This window comes from Bradyrhizobium sp. Kon58 (assembly GCF_055807455.1).
Map to the genome: position 1 here is coordinate 389,930 of NZ_JBVVOT010000004.1, position 24,508 is coordinate 414,437.

General features: G+C 64.3%; 20 protein-coding genes. 4 read left to right on the top strand and 16 right to left on the bottom strand.

Features of this window, described 5'->3' with window-relative positions; genetic code table 11:
- Window positions 1-28: 28 nt before the first annotated feature.
- The 3 genes from AC0L20_RS10505 to AC0L20_RS10515 all read right to left on the bottom strand — a co-directional run bounded on the left by AC0L20_RS10505 (window position 29) and on the right by AC0L20_RS10515 (window position 4,658).
- Window positions 29-1,627: an ABC transporter substrate-binding protein gene (locus tag AC0L20_RS10505; protein ID WP_456767155.1), complete on the bottom strand. Its 1,599-nt coding sequence runs from the start codon at window positions 1,625-1,627 to the stop codon at window positions 29-31.
- Window positions 1,628-1,934: 307 nt separating this feature from the next.
- Window positions 1,935-3,485: an AMP-binding protein gene (locus tag AC0L20_RS10510; protein ID WP_473288455.1), complete on the bottom strand. Its 1,551-nt coding sequence runs from the start codon at window positions 3,483-3,485 to the stop codon at window positions 1,935-1,937.
- Window positions 3,486-3,503: 18 nt separating this feature from the next.
- The gene (locus AC0L20_RS10515; protein ID WP_473288456.1) at window positions 3,504-4,658 is read right to left on the bottom strand and encodes an iron-containing alcohol dehydrogenase; all 1,155 of its coding nucleotides are present in this window, start codon (window positions 4,656-4,658) and stop codon (window positions 3,504-3,506) included.
- Between the two features lie 283 nt (window positions 4,659-4,941).
- Between AC0L20_RS10515 and AC0L20_RS10520 the strand changes: the two genes are divergently transcribed.
- From AC0L20_RS10520 to AC0L20_RS10530, 3 genes are all read left to right on the top strand, one after another.
- Window positions 4,942-6,159 (top strand): efflux RND transporter periplasmic adaptor subunit, encoded by a 1,218-nt coding sequence (locus AC0L20_RS10520; protein WP_473288457.1) that lies wholly within the window; start codon window positions 4,942-4,944, stop codon window positions 6,157-6,159.
- Window positions 6,156-9,320: an efflux RND transporter permease subunit gene (locus AC0L20_RS10525; RefSeq protein ID WP_473288458.1), complete on the top strand. Its 3,165-nt coding sequence runs from the start codon at window positions 6,156-6,158 to the stop codon at window positions 9,318-9,320. Before AC0L20_RS10520 ends, AC0L20_RS10525 begins: the two co-directional genes overlap by 4 nt.
- A 273-nt stretch (window positions 9,321-9,593) precedes the next feature.
- Window positions 9,594-10,787 carry an ABC transporter substrate-binding protein gene (locus AC0L20_RS10530; RefSeq protein WP_473288459.1) on the top strand — a complete coding sequence of 398 codons (1,194 nt, stop codon included), beginning with the start codon at window positions 9,594-9,596 and terminating at the stop codon, window positions 10,785-10,787.
- 63 nt (window positions 10,788-10,850) lie between these two features.
- Here the strand turns inward: AC0L20_RS10530 and AC0L20_RS10535 are convergent, their stop codons facing one another.
- The 4 genes from AC0L20_RS10535 to AC0L20_RS10550 are packed head-to-tail and all read right to left on the bottom strand — an operon-like array spanning window position 10,851 to window position 15,449.
- A complete protein-coding gene (locus AC0L20_RS10535) occupies window positions 10,851-11,237 on the bottom strand; it encodes an MAPEG family protein (RefSeq protein WP_473288460.1) in 387 nt (128 codons plus the stop codon).
- Between the two features lie 27 nt (window positions 11,238-11,264).
- A complete protein-coding gene (locus tag AC0L20_RS10540) occupies window positions 11,265-12,347 on the bottom strand; it encodes a lipocalin-like domain-containing protein (protein WP_473288461.1) in 1,083 nt (360 codons plus the stop codon).
- A complete protein-coding gene (locus AC0L20_RS10545; RefSeq protein ID WP_473288462.1) occupies window positions 12,337-14,799 on the bottom strand; it encodes an ABC transporter permease in 2,463 nt (820 codons plus the stop codon). Before AC0L20_RS10545 ends, AC0L20_RS10540 begins: the two co-directional genes overlap by 11 nt.
- A complete protein-coding gene (locus AC0L20_RS10550) occupies window positions 14,796-15,449 on the bottom strand; it encodes an ABC transporter ATP-binding protein (RefSeq protein ID WP_473288463.1) in 654 nt (217 codons plus the stop codon). Before AC0L20_RS10550 ends, AC0L20_RS10545 begins: the two co-directional genes overlap by 4 nt.
- A 145-nt stretch (window positions 15,450-15,594) precedes the next feature.
- Between AC0L20_RS10550 and AC0L20_RS10555 the strand changes: the two genes are divergently transcribed.
- Window positions 15,595-16,929, top strand: coding sequence for an MFS transporter (locus AC0L20_RS10555; RefSeq protein WP_473288464.1), 1,335 nt, complete (start codon window positions 15,595-15,597; stop codon window positions 16,927-16,929).
- A 182-nt stretch (window positions 16,930-17,111) separates the two neighbouring features.
- On the opposite strand, the gene AC0L20_RS10560 is transcribed toward AC0L20_RS10555, so the two are convergent.
- From AC0L20_RS10560 to soxY, 9 genes are all read right to left on the bottom strand, one after another.
- On the bottom strand, window positions 17,112-18,320 hold the full coding sequence (locus tag AC0L20_RS10560; RefSeq protein WP_473288465.1) for an MFS transporter: 1,209 nt from the start codon (window positions 18,318-18,320) through the stop codon (window positions 17,112-17,114).
- A 317-nt stretch (window positions 18,321-18,637) separates the two neighbouring features.
- Window positions 18,638-18,811 (bottom strand): hypothetical protein, encoded by a 174-nt coding sequence (locus tag AC0L20_RS10565; protein WP_456767167.1) that lies wholly within the window; start codon window positions 18,809-18,811, stop codon window positions 18,638-18,640.
- A gap of 75 nt (window positions 18,812-18,886) precedes the next feature.
- Window positions 18,887-19,924: an MBL fold metallo-hydrolase gene (locus AC0L20_RS10570; RefSeq protein ID WP_063996426.1), complete on the bottom strand. Its 1,038-nt coding sequence runs from the start codon at window positions 19,922-19,924 to the stop codon at window positions 18,887-18,889.
- 315 nt (window positions 19,925-20,239) lie between these two features.
- On the bottom strand, window positions 20,240-20,698 hold the full coding sequence (locus tag AC0L20_RS10575; RefSeq protein ID WP_473288466.1) for a DsrE family protein: 459 nt from the start codon (window positions 20,696-20,698) through the stop codon (window positions 20,240-20,242).
- Window positions 20,695-22,446, bottom strand: coding sequence for a thiosulfohydrolase SoxB (soxB, locus tag AC0L20_RS10580; RefSeq protein ID WP_473288467.1), 1,752 nt, complete (start codon window positions 22,444-22,446; stop codon window positions 20,695-20,697). The genes AC0L20_RS10575 and soxB overlap by 4 nt, the downstream gene beginning before the upstream one ends.
- Before the next feature lie 55 nt (window positions 22,447-22,501).
- Complete coding sequence (locus tag AC0L20_RS10585) at window positions 22,502-22,807, bottom strand: hypothetical protein (RefSeq protein WP_473288468.1); 306 nt, start codon at window positions 22,805-22,807, stop codon at window positions 22,502-22,504.
- Complete coding sequence (soxA, locus tag AC0L20_RS10590; protein WP_473288469.1) at window positions 22,804-23,667, bottom strand: sulfur oxidation c-type cytochrome SoxA; 864 nt, start codon at window positions 23,665-23,667, stop codon at window positions 22,804-22,806. The genes AC0L20_RS10585 and soxA overlap by 4 nt, the downstream gene beginning before the upstream one ends.
- Window positions 23,667-23,978, bottom strand: coding sequence for a thiosulfate oxidation carrier complex protein SoxZ (gene soxZ / locus AC0L20_RS10595; protein ID WP_473288470.1), 312 nt, complete (start codon window positions 23,976-23,978; stop codon window positions 23,667-23,669). The genes soxA and soxZ overlap by 1 nt, the downstream gene beginning before the upstream one ends.
- Window positions 23,979-23,993: 15 nt before the next feature.
- The gene (gene soxY, locus AC0L20_RS10600; RefSeq protein WP_473288472.1) at window positions 23,994-24,485 is read right to left on the bottom strand and encodes a thiosulfate oxidation carrier protein SoxY; all 492 of its coding nucleotides are present in this window, start codon (window positions 24,483-24,485) and stop codon (window positions 23,994-23,996) included.
- Window positions 24,486-24,508 lie beyond the last annotated feature (23 nt).

The following is a 24,508-nucleotide window of genomic DNA, read 5'->3' on the forward strand; positions in this document are numbered from 1 at the left end:
CTCCCGTCGAACCCGTCAGCCGCCCGCGCTACTTGTCCATCCAGACATCCTCGTACCGATATCCATTATACGAGCTGTTCGACATCACCGTCACGCCCTTGACGTAAGGCTGCCAGCAGCTGCCGGTCCGTGCGTGGAAGATGATCGGGCGGGCGACGTCCTCCTGCAACTTCTTGTCGATGTCCCACACCAGCTTCTTGCGCTTGCTGACGTCGGTCTCCTGGGACTGCACGTCGAACAGCTTCTCGATCTCCTTGTTGCAGTAATTGGTGTAGTTGCGCTCGGAGCCGCAGGAATAGTTCTCGTAGAAGGACTGGTCAGGATCGTCGACGGCATTGCCGGTCAAATTGAGCCCGAGCATGTAGTCCTTGCGCGCGATCTTCGGGAACCAGTTCGCGGTCTCGACCACGTCGAGCTCGCCGTCGATATAGATACTCTTGAGCTGGTCGATCAGGATCACCGCGGGGTCGCGATAGACCGGGATGTTGCGGGTCGAGACCTTGACCGCGAGATGCTTGTCCGGTCCATAACCGGCCTTCTGCATCAGCTTTTTTGCTTCCTCGCGGTTGGCGTTGATGTCGGGGCCGTAGCCCGGAATGGTCTCGAGCATCTCTTTCGGCATGCCCCACAGCCCGTTCGGCGGCGGCAGCAGGGTGCCGCCGATGTCGCCCTGACCCTCGAACAAGATCGAGATGAAGGCCTTGCGGTCGAGCGACAGCGCCATGGCGCGGCGGATGTCGATATTGTCGAACGGCGGCGCGGACGAATTGACGATGATGTTGGTCGCGACATTGTTGGGCTCGACCACGCAGACCGCGTTCGGCGCCTGCGATTTGACGTCCTTGAGGAGCGGGATGCTCACCTCGGTCGGGAAGGCCATGTCGAACTTGCCGGCGACGAAGGCGAGAATGGCGGTCGAGCGGTTCGGGATGATGGTAAACTCGATGCCGTCGAGATAGGGCCGCCCCTTGCGCCAATAATCGGGATTGCGAGTCAGCTTGATCGATTCATTGGCCTTGAACTCGACGAACTTGAACGGGCCCGTGCCGATCGGGTGCGTGCGCATGTCGCCGGGTGAGACGTGGCAGGGATAGACCGGCGTGTAGCCCGAGGCGAGCAGTGCAATTAGCGAAGGCTGCGGCCGCTTCAGGTTGAAGGAGACCTCGAGATCGCCGTTGGTGGAGACATCGTTGACCTGTTCGTACCAGCTCTTGCGCGGGTTCTGCCGGAACTTCTGCTGCGACTTGCCCATCAGCATGTCGAAGGTGCATTTGACGTCCGCCGAGGTGAACGGCTTGCCGTCGTGCCACTTCACGCCCTGGCGCAGCTTGAAGGTCAGTGTCTTGTTGTCGTTGACCCAGGCCCAGCTCTCGGCGAGCTCGGGCACGATCGTGTCCATGCTGTTCTGCGCCACGTCCTGCTTGTAGATGACGAGGTTGTTGAACACCGGCATGAAGGGAACATTGAGCGAGTAGGTCGCGCCTTCGTGGATCGAGGCGTTGCCGGGACTGTCGCGGTGGTACATCCGCAAAATGCCGCCCTGCTTGGGCTCGCCGGCGAGTGCAATGGTCGAAAACGCAAGCAAAGATAGCGCCGCCGTCGCGGCGAGCGCTCGTACGCTCCGCATCCTCGTCCTCCCTGGACATTAGCCTTTTGCAGCCTTGCGGCCTGCTTGAGTGGACGATAGCGACGCGTGTGCGGGGAGGCAACCGGCAAGGACGGGCGGCCTCTCGGCAATTCGGATGACGCAAGGCCGCAGGGGATTTCTCTCATAAATTGAGAGACGTCCCTCCCGCGTCGTCCTGGCGAACGCCAGGACCCATTACCCCCAGGGAGGTGTTTGGCGAAGATTGGTCGTTCGGTATTGCTACCTTCTCTACTCGTGAGATCACGCGGTATGGGTCCTGGCGTTCGCCAGGACGACAGCTGCGACTTCACACGATCCTCGACGCCTTGTTCCCCCAATAGCGGTCCCGCAGCAGCCGCTTGTACAGCTTCCCTGTCGGGAGCCGCGGCAACTCCTTTTCGAAATCGACCGAGCGCGGCACCTTTTGCCGCGACAGCGATGCTCCGCAGAACGCGATCAGCTCTTCGGCGAGCGCCTCGTCCGGCACGATGCCGGGCATCGGCTGCACCACCGCCTTCACCTCTTCGCCGAGGTCGGGATTGGGCACGCCGAACACCGCGGCGTCCGCAACCTTTGGATGGGTGATCAACAGATTCTCGCACTCCTGCGGATAGATGTTCACGCCGCCGGAGATGATCATGAAGGTCGCCCGGTCTGTTAGATGAAGGAAGCGGTCCTCGTCGACATAGCCGACATCGCCGACCGTGCTCATGCTGCCGTCGGCCGATCGCGCCTCCTTGGTCTTCTCCGGGTCGTTGAAATATTCAAAAGGCGAGGCCGTCTTGAACCAGACCTGTCCTGGCGTGCCGGTGGGGCACGGTTTCATGGTCTCGTCGAGAATGTGGAGCTCGCCGAGCAGCACCTTGCCGACGGTGCCGCGATGGGTCAGCCATTCAGCGCTGTCGCAGGCGGTGAAGCCGAGGCCTTCGGTCGCGCCGTAATATTCGTGGATGATCGGTCCCCACCATTTGATCATGTCGTCCTTCACCAGGGCCGGGCAGGGGGCGGCGGCGTGGATCGCGATTTCGAGCGACGACAGGTCATAGCGCGTGCGCACCGCCTCCGGCAGCTTGAGCATGCGCGAGAACATCGTCGGCACCAACTGGGTATGAGTGATACCCCACCGCTCGACCAGCTGGAGGTACCGCTCGGGATCGAAATTTTCCATGATGATGACGGTGCCGCCCATCCGGATCGTGAGGTTCACGGCGGCCTGCGGCGCCGAATGATAGAGCGGAGCCGGCGAGAGGTAGATCATGCCCTCGCGGTATTGCCAAAGCTTGGTCAGGAAATCGAACAACGGCAGATTGTGCTTTGGCGGCTCCTCCGGAAGGGGTCGCAGAATCCCTTTTGGCCGTCCGGTCGTGCCCGACGAATACAGCATGGCGGTGCCGAGCCATTCGTCCGGGATCGGCGTCTTCGGCAGGTCGGCGGTCACCTCGGTGAGACCGACGATGCGCTCGCTCTCGCCGGGGCCGTCGGCGACGATGCACAGTTTGATGTCGGGACAGACCTTGATCGCTTCGCGCGCGATCTCAAGCTTCGCAACCGACGTGATCAGGATTTTCGACTGGCTGTTGACCAGGAGATAAGCGAGCTCGCCCGGCGTCAGGAACGAGTTGATGCAGGTGTAGTAGAGCCCGGAGCGCTCGCCCGCGCCGCAGGCTTCGAGGTAGCGCGAATTGTTCTCCATGAAGATCGAGTAGTGGTCGAGCCGCTTCAAGCCGTGCTTGCGGAACAGGTGCGCGAGCCGGTTGCTGCGCGCATCTAGCTCACGATAGGTGACGGCCTCGCCTGTTACCGCCATGATAAAGGCGGGCTGGAGCGGGCGCAGGCGGGCATGCTGACCTGGGTACATCGGTCCTCCGGCTTTAGATCATGCGGCAAGAAGCAGGATTTCGCGCACCTGCGCGGGGCCGTCGATCTTGCGCGGGTTGCGCGGGATCCAGTTCGTGCGCATCGCAGCGTCCGCGATGGCGTCGAAATGCTCCGGCGAGACCTGCACATCGGCGAGGCTGCGCGGCATGCCGAGCGAGCGGATGAAGGCATCGAGCACGTCGGCCGCCTTGTGACCGGGAAAGCCCATCGCGGCCGCGACGATCATCTGGCGCTCGGCATTGTCGGGCGCATTCCAGCGCATCACGGCCGGCAGCATGACGCAGGAGGTGTAGCCATGCGGTACGTCGAAGGTCGCGCCCAGCACGTAACCGATGCCGTGGCTCGCGCCCATCGGCACGCCGGCGGCAAGCGCGCCCATCGACAGCCAGGTGCCGATCTGCGCATCCATGCGCGCGTCGAGGTCAGCAGGATCAGCCTTCACCCGCGGCAGCGCGTCGGCGAGCATCGCGAGGCCCTTCACCGACTGCGCGTCGGCATAGGGGTGCGTCTCGCGCGAGCAGATCGCCTCGACGCAATGATCGATGGCGCGGATGCCGGTCGAGAGGAACAGCCATTCCGGCGTGTGCACGGTGATGGCGGGATCAAGGATGGTCGCGCGCGGAACGCTGAGCGGATGCCGTAGCATCTGCTTCACGCGGGCGGTGCGGTCGGTAACGCCTGCGATCGAGCTGAACTCGCCGCCGGCGATCGTGGTCGGGACGCTGATCTGACGCACGGTCGGCGCATTCATCTCGGGCGCGACGCCCTTGTGCACGCGGATACGCTCGATGCCGTCGACATCGTCGATGCCGTTGGCAAGGCAGAGCTGCACCGCCTTGGCCCCGTCGGTGATCGAGCCGCCGCCCACGGTGACGATCAGGTCGGCGCCCGCTTCGCGCGCCGCATTGGTCGCGGCGATCACCGCCTCGCGCGGTGTGTGCGCCGGCATGGCGTCGAAGACGCCCGCGCAATTTGTGCCCAGGGCCTGTTTGATCTTGGCAATTTCGTCGGTCTGGCGGTTGAGCGTCCCCGAGACCATCAGGAAGGCGCGGCGCGTCCCCAGCCGGTCCATCTGCGCGACCACGGCTTCGGCCGCGGGGTGGCCGAACACGACTTCCTCGATCGCGCCGTAAACGACACGTCCCTGGTGCACGCCTGTCCTCCCCGGACAATTCGACTTGTTTTTGTGGGGGGTAGTCTAACCGCGCTGGCGGCATTCGTCATGCGCGAAGACGCTGGCGCACTCTCATCCTGCCTCTCCCCGTTCTTGCGGGGAGAGGCAAACAAGCCCTGTCAACCCGTCATCCGGCCAGGGCATGCCTCCGAGCATTGCGCGTGCGGAGGTCTTGAAGAGTTCATCATTGCGACCCATCTTGTGGCGCCCGCGGGTACAGGCGTACCCTGCTATTTCCGCGGTTTTTATGCGAGGACCTGGGATGAACGGACCGGACGGAAGCGAGCAGTTTGTCAAAAGGCACGATTTCGTTTCGCCTCGACCTCGCGTGATCGCGGGGCTTCTCGCCGCGGCATTCGGTCTTGCGGGCTGTGGCCAGCCGACCCCGCAAGCGGCTGCGCCGCCGCCCGCGCCGGTGACCGTCGCCCAGCCGGTCAAGCGCACCGTCACCGATTGGGACGAGTTCACCGGCCGCTTCGAGGCCATGGAGGAGGTGCAGGTCCGCCCGCGCGTCGGCGGGTTCGTCAACTCTGTCGAATTCCAGGATGGCGCCATCGTGCGTCAGGGCGATCTGCTCTATGTCATCGACCCACGTCCGTTCGAGGCGGTAGCCACGCAGGCGGAGGGGCAGCTTTCCGATGCGCGCGCCAAGGTGGAGCTTGCAAAGCGGGAGCTCGATCGCGGTTTGAGCCTGGTGCAGACCAGCGCCGTCTCCGAGCAGGTGGTCGATCAGCGCCGTCAGGCCTTGCAGGCCGCGCACGCTGCCGAAACACAGGCCGAGGGTGCGCTCAAAGTCGCCAAGCTCAATATCGAATTCACGCATGTGACGGCGCCGCTGACCGGCCGCGTCAGCCGCCATCTCGTCAGCCCTGGCAATCTCGTGCAGGGCAGCGATACCGGAACGTCGACGCTGCTCACCTCGATCGTGACGCTCGACCCGATCTATATCTATTTCGACATGGATGAGGCGACCTTCATCAAATACAGCAAGCTGTGGTTCGAAGGCCGCCGCCCGAGCTCGCGCGATACGGCGAACCCGGTGCAGGTGACGCTCGCCGGCGAGACGAAACCATCCCGTGAAGGCAGCATCAATTTCCTCGACAACCGCCTCGATGTCTCCACCGGCACGTTGCGCAGCCGCGCCGTGATCAAGAACACCGATCTGTCGATCCTGCCGGGCCAGTTCGGTCGCGTCCGCCTGATCGGCAGCGCGCCCTATGAGGCGCTGCTGATTCCCGACGTCGCGGTCGCGACCGACCAGTCGCGCAAGATCGTGTTCGTGGTGAAGCCGGACGACACCGTCGAGGCGCGTCCCGTGACGCTAGGGCCGCTCGATGACGGCTTGCGCGTGATCCGCGAGGGATTGAAGGCTGAGGATCGCGTCATCGTCAACGGCATCCAGCGCGCCCGTGTCGGCGCCAAGGTCGCCCCGCAGACTGCGCCAGCGCCGGCCGGTGGCAAGCCCGGTGACAAGTCATGAACCTTGGCCGCCTCTCCATTAACCAGCCCATTCTCGCGATGGTGCTGTCGATCGTGCTGCTGATCGTCGGCGCGCTCGCGTACACCACGCTGCCGGTCTCCGAATATCCGCAAGTGGTGCCGCCGACCGTCGTCGTCACCACGCAATATCCCGGCGCCTCCGCGCAGACCGTGTCCGACACGGTTGCAGCTCCCATCGAGCAGGAGATCAACGGCGTCGAGGACATGCTGTATCTCTACAGCCAGGCGACCTCGAACGGCCAGCTCACCATCACCGTCACTTTCAAGCTCGGCACCGATCTCGACAAGGCCCAGGTGCTGGTGCAGAACCGCGTCGCGATCGCGCAGCCGCGTTTGCCTGAAGAGGTTCAGCGCAACGGCGTCACCACGCGCAAGAACTCGCCCGACATCCTGATGGTCGTGTTCATGCTGTCGCCGGACGACACGTTCGACCAGCTCTACATCTCCAACTACGCGCTGCTTCAGGTCCGCGACCAGCTGCTGCGCATCGACGGCGTCGGCGACATCCAGATCTTCGGCGCACGCGACTATTCGATGCGGCTATGGCTCGATCCTGACCGGATCGCCAATCTCGGCTTGACGTCGGCCGAAGTGCTCGCCGCGATCCGTGCGCAGAACGTGCAGATCGCGGGCGGCCAGATCGCCGAACCGCCGATCGCCGACCGCGCTTTCCAGCCGAACCTCACCTTTACCGGGCGATTGAAAGACCAGAAGCAGTTCGAGGATATCCTGATCAAGGCCGGCTCCGACGGCCGCACGGTGCGCCTGCGTGACGTCGCCCGTATCGAGCTCGGTGCTCTCGCGTACTCCACCAACAGCTTCCTGCTGCGCAAGTCGGCGGTCGCCATGCTGGTGACGCAACGGCCGGGATCGAACGCGCTCGCGACCGCGAAGAACATTTCGGACACGATGACGAAGCTGAAGGAGAGCTTTCCGAAAGGCCTCGACTTCAATATCGGCTACAACCCGACCGAGTTCATCGCGCAGTCCGTCCATGAGCTGATCAAGACCATCTACGAGGCCATGTTGCTCGTGGTCATCGTGGTTCTGGTGTTCCTGCAAGGGTGGCGGCCCGCGATCATTCCGATCATCGCGATCCCGGTGTCGCTGGTCGGCACTTTCGCGGTGATGGCGGCGCTCGGCTTCTCCATCAACAATCTCACGCTGTTCGGGCTCGTTCTCGCCGTCGGCATCGTGGTCGACGACGCCATCGTCGTGGTCGAGAATGTCGAGCGGCATCTCGAGCACGGCATGAGCCGGCGCGATGCCGCGCTGAAGACCATGGAGGAGGTGGGCGGAGCACTGGTGTCGATCGCGCTGGTGCTGTGCGCGGTGTTCGTCCCGACTGCGTTTCTGGGCGGCATATCCGGGCAATTCTTTCAGCAATTCGCCGTCACCATTGCGGTCGCGACGGCAATCTCCTGCTTCTGCTCATTGACGCTGTCGCCGGCGCTGGCCTCGCTTCTCCTCGTCCCGCACGAGGAGAAGCGGCCGCCGGCGCGCTGGAACCTTGTCGCACGCGGCTGGAATGCTTTCACAGGCGTCTTTAACCGCGTCTTCGACCGTCTCGCGCATGGCTACGCCGGCCTCGCCAATTTCGTGATCCGGCATTCGGTGGTGATGATCCTGATCTACGTCGTGCTGATCGGCAGCGCCGGCTGGCTGATCGCCACCACGTCGCAAGGCTTCATTCCGGCGCAGGACCGCGGCTATGTCATCATCTCCGTGCAATTGCCGGGTGCGGCCTCGCTGGCGCGTACCACCGAGGTCGTGCGCGAGATCGAACGGATCTCGCTGGATACGCCCGGTATCGTCCGCGTCGCCGCTTTCGCAGGCTTCTCCGGCGCGACGCGCACGCAAGCTGGCAATGCTGCGGCGCTGTTCCCTGTTTTCGACGAGCCCGAGGTGCGGATCAAGAAGGGGCTGACTGCGAACGCCATCACGGCCGAGCTGCGCAAACGCCTGGCCGCGATTCAGGGTGCCTTCATCATCGTGATTCCGCCGCCGGCCGTGCCCGGCATCGGCACCGGTGGCGGCTTCACCATCCGCATCCAGGACCGCCAGGGCCGCGGGCCTGAGCTACTCGCCTCGGCCACCGACGAGCTCGTCGCCGCGGCGCGCAAATCGCCCTCGCTGCTAGCTCCGACGGTGTTCTCGCCGTTCTCGGCAAATACGCCGCAGCTCTTCGTCGACATCGACCGCACCAAGGCGCAGAAGCTCGGCGTTCCCATCGCCGGCATCAACGACACGATCCAGACCTATTTCGGATCGACCTATGTCAACGACTTCAACCTGTTCGGCCGCACCTATCACGTCACCGCGCAGGCGGACTTTCCGTTCCGCAAAGAACCAAGCGACCTCTCGCGCCTGCGCACGCGAAACGCCTCCGGCGACATGGTGATGCTGGGCAGCGTGGTCGAGTTCAGGGACGTCTCGGGCCCCGACCGCGTCGCGCGCTACAATCTCTATGCGGCGTCCGAACTGCAGGGCGAGCCGGCGCCGGGCACCAGCTCGACCACCGCGCTCAACGCGATCAAGAAGCTCGCCGACGACACCCTGCCGAGCGGCTTCACTTTCGAATGGACCGATCTGTCCTACCAGCAGATCACGGGCGGCAATGCGGGTCTGTACGTGTTCCCGATCTGCGTGCTGTTCGTCTATCTCGTGCTCGCCGCGCAATATGGCAGCTGGACCTTGCCGTTCGCGGTGATCCTGATCGTGCCGATGTGCCTGCTGGCCGCCACCATCGGCGTGCGCATCATGGGGCAGGACGTCAACATCCTCACCCAGATCGGCTTTGTCGTGCTGGTGGGATTGGCGGCGAAGAACGCGATCCTGATCGTCGAGTTCGCCCGCGACATCGAGAAGGAAGGCAAGCCGCGGCTGGAGGCCGTGATCGACGCCTGCCGCCTGCGCCTGCGGCCGATCCTGATGACGTCCTTCGCCTTCATCCTCGGCGTGCTGCCGCTGGTGATCTCGTCCGGCTCCGGTTCGGAGATGCGGCAAGCCGTCGGCGTCGCCGTGTTCTTCGGCATGATCGGCGTCACCCTGTTCGGGCTGTTGTTCACGCCGATCTTCTACGTGGTGGTGAGGAATCTGGCCGAGGGCAAGAACGAGGGCAAGCCGAGGGCGGTGGCCTGATTCCTCTCCAATGTCGTCCTGGCGAAAGCCAGGACCCATTACTCCAGGGAGTGGTTGCTGTGCGAGCTGCTAACTCCGAGACTTCGCCAAACTGCTCCCTGGGGTAATGGGTCCTGGATCAGCGCTCGCTCCGCTCGCTTGTCCAGGACGACGGCAATTCATCAAAAATGGCCGCGCCCATACTAACGGCCTAGGCCGAAATGGATGGGCACCGCCGGGGTTCTTCACTAGTATCCGCGCGATTTCAAAACAGAAAACTGCTGGGAGCAACCTATGAAATCAACCCTTTTGGCCGCTGTCGCAACCTCCGCCCTGTTGCTGGCCGCGCCGGCCTCTGCGCAAGGCGTCAAGATCGGCATCCTCAACGACCAGTCCGGCGTCTACGCCGATTACGGCGGCAAATGGTCGGTCGAGGCCGCCAGGATGGCGATCGAGGATTTCGGCGGCGAGGTGCTGGGCCAGAAGGTGGAACTCGTCACCGCCGACCACCAGAACAAGCCGGATCTCGCGACTTCCATCGCGCGCCGCTGGTACGATGTCGAGAACGTCGACATGATCACGGAACTGACGACCTCCTCGGTCGCGCTCGCGATCCACGAGCTCTCCAAGGAAAAGAAGAAGATCGACATCGTCGTCGGCGCGGCGACCTCGCGCCTCACCGGCGATGCCTGCCAGCCCTATGGTTTCCACTGGGCCTATGACACCCGCGCGCTCGGTGTCGGCACCGGCGGCTCGCTGACGAAGGCCGGCGGCGACAGCTGGTTCTTCCTCACCGCGGACTACGCCTTTGGCTACGCGCTGGAAAAGGACACCAGCGAGATCGTCACGGCTAATGGCGGCAAGGTGCTCGGTTCGGTGCGCGTGCCGCTCAATTCCTCGGACTTCTCCTCCTTCCTGCTTCAGGCGCAGAGCTCGAAGGCGAAGATCGTCGGCCTTGCCAATGCCGGCCTCGACACCACCAATTCGATCAAGCAGGCGTCCGAGTTCGGCATCGTCTCCGGTGGCCAGAAGCTCGCGGGCCTCTTGATGACGCTCGCCGAAGTGAACGGCCTCGGCTTGCAGGCCGCGCAAGGCCTGGTGCTGACCGAGGGCTATTACTGGGATGTCAACGACCGCACCCGCAATCTCGGCGAACGCTTTCTCAAGCGCACCGGCCGGATGCCGAACATGATCCAGGCCGGCACCTATTCGGCGACGCTGAGCTATCTCAAGGCGGTCAAAGCCGCCGGCACCAAGGATCCGGATGCGGTCGCCAAGAAACTGAAGGAGCTGCCGGTCGACGACGACTTCGCGCAAGGCGGCAAGGTGCTCGAGAACGGCCGCATGGTCCACGACATGTATCTGTTCGAGGTCAAGAAGCCCTCGGAATCGAAGAAGCCTTGGGACTATTACAAGCAGCTCGCGGTCGTTCCCGGCGAGAAGGCGTTCTTCACGGCCAAGGAGAGCGGCTGTCCGCTGACGAAGTAGGGGTCTCCATGTCGTCCTGGCGAAAGCCAGGACGACGGCGGGGAAGTCTTCGCAACCCGCCCCTCACACCAGCCGCAGCACCAACGCTCCCAGCGCCCCCGCCCACAGCGCAATGGCCGCGATACCCTGAATAAAAAATCCCGGGCCGCGTTTTGCGGCGGCCTTCGAATAGCCGATGAAGTAGACGATGCGGCCGACGATCCAGACCGCGCCGATCGCCGCTGCACCGGCATCATTGATGTAAATCGCGAACAGCCAGAGCGACGGCAGGAAGATCGGCATCCATTCCAGCGTGTTCATCTGGATCCGGAACGCGCGCTCGAAATCCGGATGGCCCGACATTGCCGGCACCTTGACGCCGGTTTTGGTGCGCGCGCGCGACACGTTGATGGTGGTGAAGAAGTAGAACAGGATCGCCAGCAGTGTTACGAGCGCGGTGAGGTGATGCATCGCTAGTCCCTTCGAAGAGGTCCCGGTTCAATACCCGGTCAGCTCGAGATAGCCAACGCCGTCATGCGTGCCGGCAAAGCTGATCGGTCCTTCCCAATAGGAAAAACCGGTCCCCATCCACGCCTTTGGATTGAGCGGCTTGCACAGGATCGAGAACGACCGCGAGGGAATTGCGATCTGCCATTCCACCGGCAGCTTGTGTCCCGCGACCTCGGCGGTCGCTTTCGGCATCATCTGGATATCGGCACCCGCAATCATGTGCGTATCGCCTGTGGCGCTGATCCAGTTGCCGAACGGATGATTATGGCCGTCCTTCTGCCGCAACCGGTACAGCATCAGCTTGTCGCCGGATGAAAGATGCAGCGACAGCCAGTCCCAGCCGGTCTGGTCGGTGTCGAGCGGCTGGCTGCTCCATTCGCGGTCCATCCAGGCCTGGCCGGACACATCGACGGGCCTGTCGTCGATGGTGAGCGTGCCGCGGGCGCGGTAGAACGGCTGGCTGTAATAATAGGAGGCCTGACCGCGCTCCGACTTGCGGCTGTAGCCGCGATCGCCTTGCAGCACCACGGGACGATCGGCCTCCAACGTCAGCGCGTAACTGAAGTCGGTGCCAGCGGCCTTCAGCGTCAGCGGCGCCAAGGTGCGATCCTCGGTACGCTCGGATCCGTTCATCGCCCAATCGTCGATCCAGGCCGCAAACGGTTTCGCCGTGACGCCGGCCTGGCCCACACCACCGCGGGAAAACAGCTCGTTGAAGCGGTGGGTGTCGGCGCGCGTCACCGCGGCGTGGGCCATCCACACCTGTTGATTGGCCCAGCCCTCGCCCTGCGGCCCCGGCTGCGTCGCCTGACGGAACAGCGTCCATTGCAGGCCGCACGCCGCTCCGCTGGCATCAATGAGGTTCGCCGTGAGATACCACCACTCGATCCGAAACTCCGGATGCGGCCCGTGATCATCCGGAAAGGCGAACGTCTTCCCCGGTGTGACCTTCGCAAAGCCATCGGCGGTCTCGCCGAGCCCCGCGTAGCCTTGCGCGCCCGCACGGCGTGCAAGCGCGAGCGCAGCGACACCGCCAAACAGAGTGCGCCGCGATATCCTGTCAGCGCTCATTGGCAAACACCTTGACGAGGCTCGCCGGCTGCATCCGCGCCAATCGGATCATCGGCAGCAGCGCAGAAAGCAACGAGGCGAACAGCGCGACCGCGACCAGCTCGACCAGTTGCAGCGGAAACACGTGGAACGGCAGCCGCCAGCCGAACGCCTTCACGTTGACGATCGCGATCAGGCACCACGCCACCAGCAATCCGAGCGGCACGGCCATGAGTGACGTGAACAGCGCGACCGACAGCGTCTTGGTCAATTCGATCGCGGCAAGGCGCGGTCGCGTGATGCCGATCGCCCAGAGCGGCGCGAGCTGCGGCAGGCGCGAGTTAGCAAGCGTGAGAAGGCTGGTCAAGAGCGCGATCCCGGCGACGCCGAGCGTGAACGCGTTCAACGCCGACGTCACCGCAAAGGTGCGATTGAAGATCCGGATCGACTCCGCCTTCACCGTCGCCTGGTCGGCGACGCTGCGGTCGTCCAGCGAAAACTGCTTCTGCAGCGCCGCGATCAGGCCGGGGATATTCTCCTTCGCGACGATCAGGCCGATGCGGGTCTGCGGCGTCTGCGGAAATTGCCGGATCAGCGCCGCGACGTTCACGGCAAGCTGGCCCTTGGGGTTGCCGTAGTCGGCATAGATGCCGACGATGTCGAGCTCCCAGGTGCCGCCCGGCGCCGGGACGTCAACGACGTCACCGACTCGGACGTTGAGGCGGCGGCTCAGCTGCTCGCTGATGAAGGCGGCATTGCCGGGTATGAGTTGTGTCCAGGCACGGGGCGCGGCTTCCAGCAGCGGCCAGCGCTCGCGATAGAGCGCATGATCGGGCAGGCCGAGCAGCTCCACCGGCTGCCCCTGCACCTGCGTCTCGGCGCGTCCGCCCGACAGGATCGCCTCGACATCGCGGCGCTCCTTCAGCCAGTTGCGGATCGTGACGCCTATCGCATTGTCGGAGGCACTGATGTAGACGTCGGCGGCGAGCCGCCCGTTGAGCCAGCCGATGAAGGTGCGGCTGAACGTTTCCACCATGGTGGACACCCCGACATTGACGGCGAGCGCGAGCAGCAGCGCCATCAGCGCTAGCGACAATCCCGAGAGCTGCTGCCGGCTGTCCGCCCAGAACCACAGCGCAAGTGGCCTCCGCGCGAAACGCTGCCCGGTCCGCAGGATGATGTCGAGAAACGCGGGCAGGATCAACGCGGCGCCGAGCATCAGCGCTGCCAGCACGCCAAAGCCCGCGATCAGCGATTGCCCGTACTGGAGCAGCAACAGCGCGACCGCGAACACGGCGCAGGCAGCTCCGCTTTGCAGGACCAGCCAACGGCGCTGCCGCTGTTGCCAGGCGCGCGGCTGCGCGGTCGCCAGCACCGGCATCCTGACAGCCTTGATCAGGCTGGTCGCCGCGGCCACCAGCGCGCCCACAACGCTGATGCCGATCCCGGCGAGCCACCATTCGGGTCGCAGGCTGAGCTGTCCCGGAATCTGCGCGCCATAGAGTCCACGCAGGGATGCTGCGACGTCTGGCAAGAGCGCGGCCGCAATGAAATAGCCGCAGGCAAGCCCGATCAGGCCTGCGATCAGCGACAGCGCCACGAGCTCGACAACCAGCACGGTGTTGACCAGTCGCGCCGAGGCACCGCAGGCCCGCAGCGTGCGCAGCATCGGCAGCCGCTGCTCGAAGGCGAGGCCGACGGCTGAATTGACGATGAAAAGACCGACGAAGAACGACAGCAGGCCGAACGCGGTGAGGTTGAGATGAAAGCTGTCGGTGAGGCGCTCCAGCTCGGTCTCCGCATCCGGCTCGACCCGCTGCAAGCGGTCGCCGACGACGCTCGCCAATGGCGCAGGCTTGCCCTTCGGCTGGCCGATCAGAAGCCGCGAGATCTGGTCCGGCTTGTTCAGCAGCCGTTGCGCCACGCCGATATCGACCACGAGCACGTCGGGCACGAGCTGCGGCAGCACGCGCAGCGGCGGCAGTTTTGCGCCGTTGCTGATCGCTGGTGCCGCGCCCTCCTGCTCCTCCAAATCGGTCAGCGTTTCCCGTGCCACCAGCGTCTGGCCCGGCGGCGCCACGAAGCTGCTTAGATCGGCGGCGCCGAGCCGAGGTGCATTGCCGACATCGACCGGCAGCGTCACCGGCTCGATGCCGAGCAGCCGGACCGAACGCCCGTTGACCTGGACCCGTCCCTCCAGCATCGGCGAGACCGGCCAGCCCGCGCGACGGAGCTTGACGAACAATTCCTGCGGAAAGGTCGCGGCATCAGGCGCGACCAGCATCGGCGTGCGCGCGCCGCCGAAGGTTGCCGCGGCGCGATCATAGGCGCTGCGGGCCTGCTGGTTGATCGCCTGCACACCGCTCCACAGCGCCGTCGCCGCGATCAGCCCGATCAGGAGCGTCGCAAACTGCATCTTGTGGCGCCGCCAATGGCTGAGCAGCACGGCGAGGACCCAGAGCGCGCGCCTCATGCGATCCGTCCGGCATGCAGATTGACGTGGCGATCGAGTGTCGCGGCCAGATGCAGGCTGTGCGTCACCATCAGAAAGCCGCAGCCGGTGCGCGTGACGAGGTCGCGCGTCAGCGCCAGCACGTCCTCGGCGGTGGCCTCGTCGAGATTGCCGGTCGGCTCGTCCGCCAGCAGCAAGGACGGCTTTGTCGCCAGCGCCCGGCCGATCGCGACCCGTTGCTGCTGTCCGCCCGATAATTGTTCTGGATAACGCTGGAGCAGGCCGCCAAGCCCGAGGCGCTCGATCAGCTCTTTATACCAAGCTGCGTCGTACCGGCCGGCGATCCGCGCCTGAAACACCAGATTATCCCCGACCGACAGGCTCGGGATCAGATTGTACTGTTGAAACACCAGGCCGATCCGGTCGCGCCGCAGGCCGGCGCGTCCCGCATCGGACAATTTGGTGACCTCGGTGTCTTCCAGGCGGATCGTGCCGCCATCGGCGGCATCGAGCCCTGCGATCAGGTGCAACAGCGTGCTCTTGCCGCTGCCGGACTCGCCGGTCAGTGCGACGCGTTCGCCGGCCTTGAGGTCGAGATCGACGCCGCGCAGCACATGGACCGGCTCACCGGCCGAAGAGAACGTCTTGGAGAGGTTTCGGATGCTCAGCACGATGAATGGCGCCGGACGGAATTAGCGGAATTGCTGCGTAGCACACTTGCTGCGGAAATGCCGGGTTGCGTTGGTATGGAAGCCGTTGTTAGCTCCTAAGAGGACCACATCAAAAAAGTGCCAAAAAGGGACGACGGGGAGAATGATGAGCGCTCAGGGAACGCAGCCCGCGGCGGGCAAGATGACGGGGACGTCCAAGGAAACGCCTAAGGGGGCCTGGACCGTTACATTTCTCCTGTTTCTTTTCATGCTGGTGAACTTCGCCGACAAGATCGTCGTCGGTCTTGCGGGCGTTCCGATCATGACCGAGCTGAAGCTCGAGCCCGAGCAGTTCGGCCTGCTCGGCTCCTCGTTCTTCTTCCTGTTCTCGATCTCGGCGATCGTGGTCGGCTTCATCGTCAACAAGGTACCGACCCGCTGGGTGCTGTTGACGCTCGCGGTGATCTGGGCGCTGACGCAGTTTCCGATGGTCGGCACCGTGTCTTTCACCACACTCCTGATCTGCCGCATTGTGCTCGGCGCCGGCGAAGGCCCGGCGGCCTCGGTGGCGATGCACGCGGTCTACAAATGGTTCCCCGACGAGAAGCGCACGATGCCGACCGCAATCCTGTCGCAGGGTTCGGCCTTTGGCGTGATCCTGGCGGTCCCGGCGCTGAACTGGATCATCGTCAATCATTCCTGGCACTATGCGTTCGGTGCGCTTGGAATCGTCGGCCTGATCTGGGTCGCCGCCTGGCTCGCACTCGGCAAGGAAGGCCCGCTGGACACCCACGCATCGGCCGTGATCGAACCGAAAATACCCTATCTCCAGCTCCTGACATCGCGCACCTTCATCGGCTGTGTGACCGCGACCTTCGGCGCCTATTGGGCGCTGTCGCTCGGGCTCACCTGGTTCACGCCCTTCATCGTCAAAGGCCTCGGCTTCTCGCAGTCTCAGGCGGGCTTCGTCTCGATCCTGCCCTGGGTGTTCGGGGCGACCATCGTCATTCTCACGGGCTGGATCTCGCAGGTGATGCTGGCACGCGGCTACACCTCGCGGATCTCCCGCGGCGTGCTCGGCTCCGTGCCGCTGATCGTCGGCGGCCTGATCCTCGCGATGATGCCGCACGTCCAGGGTGCCGGCCTCCAGATCGCCCTGCTCGTGGTCGGCTCGGGCCTGTGCGGCGCGATCTACGTCGTCTGCCCGCCCATGCTCGGCGAGTTCACGCCGACCTCGCAGCGCGGCGCGGTTCTCGCGATCTACGGTGCGCTCTATACGCTTTCGGGCATCGTGGCGCCGCTGGTGATGGGCAGCGTGATCCAGCGCGCCGGCAGCATGCTCGACGGCTACATGACCGGCTTCACCATCAACGCCGCGATCATGGTCGGCTCCGGTGCGCTCGGGCTGCTCCTGCTCTGGCCGAACACGGAAAAGGCCAGGCTGACCGGTGGAGCTACGCCGCAGGCCGCGCCGCTGAAGAGCGCGGTGTCGCCGACGTAAGGGGCCACTTCAGTCAACCCAATCACAATTGTCATCCCGGCGAAGGCCGGGATCCATAACCACGATTTTTGGTTTGGCGAAGACTTGGAGTTGGAAGACTTGGAGTTGGCAGCTTTGCGCCACAACTCCGATTCGTGGTTATGGGCCCCGGCGTTCGCCGGGGCGACAATTGAGTTTGTTGCTCAAGCAGCGATTGGCCGCTTCCGCTCCGTGAACGGCGACAGCACCGCCGTCGCGACCATGAAGATCACGGACGCCCCGAACACCCAATGCGGCGCGCTCTGGTCCATGATCCAGCCGAACAGCAGCGGGCTGACGATGCCGCCGAGATTGAAGCCGGTGGAGACGATGCCGAAGGCGCGCCCCGCAGCGCCGGGAGGGGCTGCATTGCGCACCAGCATGTCGCGCGAGGGCGCGATCACGCCGGAGAGGAATCCTGCTGCCGCCATCGTTGCGGTCAGCGCCCAGACCGGCAGCGTGACCAGCGCGATCAGCAGCACGATCGCCGCGTTCGCGGCAAAGCAGGCGGCGGCGACATAGCCGTGGCGCTCGGTGTGGTCGGCAAGGAAGCCGCCCGCGAGCACGCCGGCGGCGCTTGCACCGAGGAAGGCGGTGAGCGCGACGTTGGCCGCGGAATAGGTGACGCCATAGCCACCTATCAGCGCCACCACGCCGAAATTGTTGATGCCGGCGACCGACAGACTGAGCAGCATGAAGAGCGCCGTCAGCGTGATGAGCGCCGGCGTGATCACGGCTTGTTTGGGTGCGTTCTCGGTGCCCGGCTTCGCCTTATGCGCGCCGGCATCGGGAATGTTCATCGTCACCAGCAACAGTGCGACCAGAACGCCGATCGCGCCCGATGCGATCAGCGCACCGGCGCCGCCGGACACGATGACCATCGCGGCGACGATCGCCGGCGCCACCGCGCCGCCGAAATAACCGGCAAAAGTATGGATCGAGAAGGCGCGGCCCATCCGCGCTTCGTCCATGTGCTCGGCCAGGATGGCGTAATCGGCGGGATGGTAGACGCTGTTGGCGAGCCCGAGCAGCACGGCGCAGGCGATCAGCGACGTGTAGCTGAGATGCAGGCCGAGCAGGATCAGCGCGAAGCCGCCGAGGGTGAGGCCACCCAGCAGGATCCGTCGCGCGCCGAAATGGTCGACGAGATAGCCGGTCGGCGCCTGCGTCAGCCCCGAGACCACGGCCGACACCGTCAGCGCAAAGCCGAGCTCGACATAGCCGACGCCGAGTTGATTCTTGAGGAACGGAAACAGCATCGGCAGGACCAGCAGATGGAAATGGCTGACCCAATGCGCGATCGAGATTCCCGTCAGCGTGCGTAGCGCGCTGTCCGCCTTGCCTTGTTGCGGTGCGGCGAGAACGTCGACCATTGCAGTTCCGTTTTATGTCCTTTGGAGACGCGCAAACTATCGGGCAGGGCGGTTATTTGTCCATGAACGCAGGCGCATGGCAGTAGCGCGGGGCGGGGCGAGGGGGGTAGGACGCTTCCGCATCGTCGTCCCGGCGAAGGCCGGGACCCATAACCCCAGAGAGGAGTTTGGCGGAGGATCGTCGTTCGGTACTGCCACCGATCTCGATCGAGAGATCACGCGGTATGGGTCCCGGCCCCCGTGCGCAATTGCGCACTAGGCCGGGACGACACTGATGATGTCGCCAGCGGCGACTAAGGCACTGCCTGCGCCACCGCTCAAAACGGCTCGTCATCCGGCCCGTAGCGGTCGCGCTTCGGTGTCGCGATGTCGCCGTCCTCGTAATCATCGTCGTCGGTGTCGGGCGGAGGCGGAGGCTTCTTCGCCTTGTCTTTTGCTGGCGTGTCGTCCGCAATTTTGGGCGGCGCGCTCGGCTTGCCGATCTTGGCCATGGCTGGTCCCGGATGGTGATGCTGCGCCCGATCCTATCCGGAAGATATGTGCGGTTCCTGACTTATCTCAAGTCGTCAGTGCACCACCGGCCCGCCGGCCTTCTTCCAGGCATCGATGCCGCCGGCGATGTGGGCGGTGTTGGTGAGCCCGGCCTCCTTGGCGGCGGCGACCGCCATCGCAGAGCGTTCGCCGAAGGCGCAGAAGAACACGACGCGCCGGCCGGTGGCGGCCGCGACCTCGCGCAGCATGCCGCCGGGCTTGAGGCTGTCCTCAACGGACGGATAGGGCGTATGCAGCGCGCCTTCGAGCATGCCGTGCTTCATCCGCTCATTGGTCTCGCGCAAATCGACCAGCAGGATATCGGGACGGCCGAGGCTGCGGATCGCCTCGACGGCGCGAAGCGCACGGCCCTCTTTCTCCAGCTCCTCCTGGTGCAGGCCGACATGCATGTTGGCGGGCACCGCGACATCCATCATCTTCGGATTGGGCAGCTTCAGATTGGCCATCAGCTCGACATAGTCGTCGACCGAGCGCACCTGGAGCCGCGGATTGTAGCGCTTCTCCTCGCCGATGGTGGAGACGGTGTCGCCCTTGTAGTCATGCGCCGGAAACACCATGGTCTCGTCCGGCAGCTTGAGCAGGCGGTTGAAGATCGAATCGTACTGCGCGCGCGACGAGCCGTTCTGGAAGTCGGTACGGCCTGTGCCGCGGATCAGCAGCGTGTCGCCGGTGAAGACGCGGTCGCCCATCAAATAGGAATAGGAATCGTCGGTGTGGCCGGGCGTGTACATCACGTCGAGCGCCAGGCCCTCGATCGTCACCTTGTCGCCGTCGGCCACCCGCATTGCCACCACGTCGGCCTTGGTCTGGTCGCCCATCACCGTCATGCAATGGGTGCGGTCGCGCAGCTCGCCGAGGCCGGTGACGTGGTCGGCGTGCAGATGCGTGTCCACGGCCTTGACCAGCTTGAGATCGAGCTCGCGCAGCAGCTGGCAGTAGCGGTCGACCTTCTCCAGCACGGGATCGAGGATCAGCGCCTCGCCGCCGGGGCGGCTCGCCAGCAGATAGCTGTACGTACCCGAAACACTGTCGAAGAGCTGACGGAAGATCATGGCAAGACCCGGCGTGGAACTGATTCCAAATCCTACTACGCCACGGCTCGAAAAGAGAAGTAATGTGCTGTTGAAATAAGAAAATTTAGAAGATTTTTATTGTAGAGCTCGGGCTATCCCAAAACTCGGTGTCGTCCCGGCCTAGTGCGCAATGCGCACGGGGGACCGGGACCCATAACCACAGGGAGAAATTTGGCGAAGATTCGTCGTTCAGGACTCCTACCGCCCGCACTCGATAGACCTCGCGGTATGGGTCCCAGCCCCCCGTGCGCATTGCGCACTAGGCCGGGACGACAGGGGAGGGTGGGCCCAAGACTACGGCCTCACCAATGTGTACCCGTTCTCGCTGAGAAACAGGATCTGCCCGACCCCGACCTGCACCGGCGTGGCGGCGGGGATGAACTCCGGCCGCTTGCCGGTCTCCCGCTCGATCGTGTCGACGGTGTTGAGGCAGATGTCGAAGCGTACGCCTTGCGCGATCAGGCTCTCGACCTGCTTGCGGCGCTCGCTGCCTGACAACAGGAGATCGATGCCGGGACCGAACGCCACCACCTCGATCGCGACCTTGTCGGGGTCGTAGGCCTTCAGCAAATTGTTGGCGACGCTGAGCACCAGAGCTTGCTTCCTGGCATCGCCATCGGAGAGTTGCAGCACGATCTTGTGCTCGGCGAACGGCTTGTCCTGGAGCGGCACCTGCTGCGCGAACGCCGGCGGCATCGCCGTCCAGGCGAGCAGCGCCAGCAGCATCGCGGATAGGGTTTGCGACCGCATCATCCCTGTCCTGCAATGCCTGGATTGCCCTCGACGCCCTTTAGCGTGACGCCGGAGCCGAGCCGCTCCTGAAACATCCGGCCCGAGCGCAGATATTTTGCCACCACATCCCACACCGGCGCGCCTTGCTGGCCGTTGACCGAGGCCCAGCCCGCGACCTTGTAGCGGTGGCTGGCACTGAGCGCCTTGCCACCATTGAGCTTCAGCTCCGAGATGCGGCTGCCGATCGCCGCCGTCGGCATGCAGGTGTAGCTGAGCCCGCCGGCGCGCACCATGTCGCCGCCCTGCTGGTAATAGGGATCGGTATTGAAGAGGTTGTCGCAGACGTCTTCCAGCACGTCCTTGATCTGGGCTCCCGTCATCTCCTGCACATAGGTCTCGGGATAGCTGATCGCAGTTTCCGCGAGCAAATCCTCCATCGTCAGCGCCTGGCCGGACAGCCCGGTGACGCCCCAGCGGAAGCCCGGCGACAGCGCGATCTCGGCGTTGAGCTCGGTGCGTAGCGCGCTGCAGATCAGCTCGTCGACTGGGCCGGCGAAATTGTCGCGGCGATACAGCAGGCGATCGGGCGTCGCGATCTTCTCCAACCAGTCGGTGACGAAGGGCGCCCGCAACCGGCCGATCAGTTCCGCCATTGCGGGATCGGGTTTCAACAGCTCGGAGTAGACCGGCAGCAGATGATATTTGACGTCGCCGACCTTGCCCTTGTCGAGCGCGAGATCGAGCACGGCAAGGAATTTTCCGTTGGAGCCGGCATTGGTGACCAGCGTCGTGCCGCTCGCATTCTTCACGGCGATGGGCTGAGGGATCGCATCATGGGTATGGCCGCCGAGGATGACGTCGATGCCGGTGACGCGGCTTGCGAGCTTGAGATCGACGTCCATGCCATTGTGCGACAGCAGGATCACCGCATCGACCTTGTCGGTGCCGCGCAAGCCGTCGACATGCTTCTGGAGTTCTTCCTCCCTGATGCCGAAGGTCCAGTCCGGTGTGAACCGTTTGGGATGCGCGATCGGCACGTAAGGGAAGGCCTGGCCGACGATCGCGACGCGATGGCCGCCGAGCTCCTTGATCACGGAGGGCTTGAACACGCGCCCCGTCGCCTTGTCGAAGGCGGGGGCGTCGTTGAAGGCGGCTTCCTCGGTGAGAAAGACATTCTGCGCCAGAAACTCGCCCTTGAAGCGCGCGAGATTGTCGCGCAGCGCCTGCTCGCCGTAGGTGAATTCCCAGTGCCCGGTCATCGCCTCGATACCGAGCAGGTTTGCGGCCTCGACCATGTCGCGGCCCTGCATGATGTTGGCCAGTCCCGTGCCTTGCCAGAGGTCGCCGCCATCAACGAGCACGGAGTGCTTTTCGCCGGCATCGCCGCGCAAGCGATCGATCAGCGTCTTCAGATGGGCGAAGCCGCCGAGCTTGCCGAAGCGGCCTGCGGACTTCTCGAACTCGAAGCAGCTGAAGGCATAGGCGTCCGCGCTGTCGGGCCTGATGCCGAAACGGTCGAGGAAGGCGCGGCCGACCAGGTGCGGCGGCCGTCCCGCCATCTCGCCGATCCCGATATTGACGCTGGGCTCGCGAAAATAAACCGGATTGAGTTGCGCGTGCGTGTCGGTGAGGTGAAGGATGCGCGCATTGCCGAACCGTTCGAGGTCGTAAATGCTCGCGGCCTCAGCACCGCGCGCAAGCCGTGGCAGGCTGAGCGATGCGGCAGCAAGGCCTGCATTTTTCAGGAAATCGCGGCGGCGGATCGCCATCCAGAAATTCTCCGCGCCCTCTCATGGTCGCAAGGCTGTTGCAGGAGCGAACAGTCTAGCGGATTTCCATCGCCTTCCAGGCTTCTTTTTCGGAAATCGCCTGGAAGATCGAAGCCTTCGCCAGCGCCTCGGCCTCCCTGGCTGCAGCCACGGCGCGGTCGAAATCGCCGCCATCGGCCGCCTTCTTCGCGGCGGCCAGCGTCGAGACGGTCACGGTCCACTGGTGGCGCAAGCCGGCAGCCTCCTTCGCGGCAGCTTCGGCTGCGGAATAGGCCGTCTTGTAGTCTGCCTCATTTGCCGCGTGCGCCGCCGGCGCGAGGCTCAGGGCAAGCAGCATGGCGAGAGGAAGGGACAGCTTCATGGCCGCGCTCCCGGTCCCGATATCGGCAGGCCGTTGGCGACGTAGGACAGGAAATATTCGACGTCGCGGTATTCATCCGCCTGCGGCTCCAGCGGAACCGCACGGGTCTGGCTGTTGCAGGTGACGAAGCGGCGGCTGGTCGTGCCCATGCCGCTCCATTCGGAGCGGTAAATCGGCATCGCGTTCAGAATGCCGAGCGCCGGCGCCAGGATCTCGGCGCGGATGCGCTCGCCCGGGCTCTGCACATGGCAGCTCGCGCAGGAGAAATTCAATTGGCCGCGGCGCGTGTAGAAATAGCGCTTGCCGTTCTCGAATGCCGCGAGCGCGCGAGGATCGTCGGGGATCTTGATGTCCATCGGCTTGCCGCGCGAGGTGAAGGCCATGTACGCCGTGAGCGAGGCCATCTCGTCCTTGACGTAGGAATAGGACGCCTCGCCATTGGCCTCGCGGCAGCGGTTGAGCGCCAGCTCCAGCGTGACGACCTTGCCTTCCTTCTCGTCGAAATAAGGATAGTTCTGGCGGATGCCGATGCCGCCGTTCGGGAAGCAGTCGGCATAGGTCTTGCCGTTCTTGAACGGGGTGGCGAACATTTCCTTGCCGGCGTCGAGGGCGAACTCGTAGGGCGGGAATTCCTCCTTCTCCTGCCACTGCCGCTTCATGTCCTCGTTCATGGAATAAGGACCGTTGACGAAGTCCTCGTGCTTCACGGTTGGGAATTTCTGGAAAAAGAAGTTCTGGAACGCTTTCGCATCAGCAACGGGATCGACCTTGTCGGCAGCCACCACGCGCGGAGAGGTGAGGGCGAACGCGACGAGCGCGGCGCTCAACGAACCAAGCAGGATGGAGGTGCGGGCCTTCATCACGAGATCTTCGCGGTGGTCGTGTCCGACGCACCCTTGTTATCGGTCCAGGAGACCTTGAGATCGTCGCCCTTCTTGGCGCCCTTGAAGCTGAACTTGACATAGGGGTCCTTCGAGACCGCGGTGCCCCAATCGGCAACGAAGACATCCTTGCCGTTACATTCGAATGTCAGCTGCTGGATGTAATGCGCCGGGATCAGCTCGCCTTTGGCGTCCTTGACGAAGCCGGTATCCATCGGGTGCTGGATCAGCGCCTGCACCTCGGTGATGTCGCCGTTGGCGGTGGCGCGGACGCGAATGCTGGATGCCATCTCGATCTTCCTCGCTTAGCCGCCGCAGCCGCCGACGGTGACCTTGACCTCTTTGGTCGCGCTGTAGAGCTTGCCGTCGGCCTCCACGATCGCAACGACGTTGGTGGTTTTGGCCATCTTCAGCCGGTTGGCGACAGCAGGGATCGTGCCTTCGGGAATCCTGTAGCTCGCGGCCAGCGCGCTGGGATTCTCGGCCACGAAGAACGAGATCGAGGTGACCTTGTCGAGCGTCGTCGTCACCGAGATCGGCACCACACCGCCGTTCTCGGCGATCTCGGGGGCGTCCAGCTTGACCTTGTCGGACGGCTCGGCGGTTTTGCCGTAGAGCGCCTTGATGGCGTCCGCCTCGCTCTTCAGCTTGAACGCCTCTTCCGGATATTTGTCGTTGGCCGCGGCGCGCGCGGGAGCGGCGCCGAACGGCAGATTGCCGAGGCCGAGCAGCGCGACCGAGGCTGCGCCCTGAAGGATCAGGCGCCGCGTCGCGCTTGGGCCGGTGAGTGTGGTCATCTCGGGTCTCCCAACCAAATCTC